Source organism: Pseudomonas sp. NPDC087346 (genome assembly GCF_044744235.1).
Lineage (GTDB): Bacteria > Pseudomonadota > Gammaproteobacteria > Pseudomonadales > Pseudomonadaceae > Aquipseudomonas.
On sequence record NZ_JBIUXX010000096.1, the window covers coordinates 1 to 1230 of the forward strand.

Annotated in this window: 1 protein-coding gene and 1 pseudogene; both read left to right on the forward strand. The window is 57.2% G+C overall.

The window, feature by feature from the left end; translation table 11 throughout:
* The first annotated feature begins 99 nt into the window (after window positions 1–99).
* Window positions 100–435: a preprotein translocase subunit YajC gene (yajC, locus tag ACIOZM_RS29745; RefSeq protein WP_053214538.1), complete on the forward strand. Its 336-nt coding sequence runs from the start codon at window positions 100–102 to the stop codon at window positions 433–435.
* 63 nt (window positions 436–498) lie between these two features.
* Window positions 499–1230, forward strand: a pseudogene (gene secD / locus ACIOZM_RS29750) (protein translocase subunit SecD); the annotation flags it as partial.

Genomic DNA, 1230 nt, shown 5'->3' on the forward strand with positions numbered 1-1230 from the left:
ACTTTGTAGATGCCTTCTACGCCAAACGCGGGCTGCCTGTTCCGCCTTTGGACTGAGTTTTCTGACCCCAAGATTCAACATTTGCAACTGGAGTGCTAAATGAGCTTTTTTATCTCTAACGCCATGGCTGACGCCGCTGCACCAGCTGCCGGCCCAATGGGCGGTGGTTTCGAGTGGATTTTCCTGGTCGGCTTCCTGGTCATCTTCTACCTGATGATCTGGCGTCCACAGGCCAAGCGCGCCAAAGAGCAGAAGAACCTGCTTGGCAGCCTGCAGAAGGGTGACGAAGTGGTTACCACCGGCGGCATCGCCGGCAAGATCACCAAAGTCGCTGATGACTTCGTTGTTCTGGAAGTTTCCGACACCGTGGAAATGAAGTTCCAGAAAGGCGCCATCGCCGCCACTCTGCCAAAAGGCACGCTGAAAGCGATCTAAGTTTCAACTTCTACTCAATCGACGGGGCGCGCAAGGCGCCCCGCGTCATAAGCGGGCGGCGTGATGCTGAACAAATACCCTCTGTGGAAATACATTCTGATCCTGGCGGTGCTGGCGGTCGGTCTGATTTATTCCGCTCCCAATCTATACCCCGATGACCCGGCTATTCAGATCAGCGGCGCCAGCACGGCTTTGCAGGTCAATCAGGCCGATCTGGACCGTGTGAGCACTGCGCTCCATGAATCCGGGATCAACGTCAAGGCAGCCACTCTGGCGGCAAACGGCAAGGGCGGTCTGATCCGTCTGACCAAGGCTGAAGATCAGCTGCCGGCCAAAGACGTTGTGCGCAAGGCATTGGGTGATGACTACGTCGTCGCGCTGAACCTGGCACAAACCACCCCGCAATGGCTGCGCAATCTGGGCGCGCACCCGATGAAGCTGGGTCTGGACTTGTCCGGTGGTGTGCACTTCCTGCTGGAAGTGGACATGGACAAAGCCCTCGATGCTCGCCTGAAAGTCTACGAAGGCGACGTCAAGAGCCTGCTGCGTAAAGAGAAGCTGCGCTATCGCAGCCTGCCGCAACTGGGCGGTGCCATTCAACTGGGCTTCAGCGATGAAGATTCCCGTGAACAGGCCCGTGCACTGATCCGCAAAAGCTTCAACGATTTCGACATTGTTCCGGCCGATCTCAACGGTCAACCGGTGCTGCGTCTGGCGATGACCCCGGCCAAGCTGGCGGAAATCCGTGAATACTCCATCAAGCAGAACTTGACCACGGTACGTAACCGCGTCAAC

Bases quoted from the DNA above. Each gene is read 5' to 3' on its own strand.
- yajC (WP_053214538.1), top strand. From the start codon at position 100: ATGAGCTTTTTTATCTCTAACGCCATGGCTGACGCCGCTGCACCAGCT.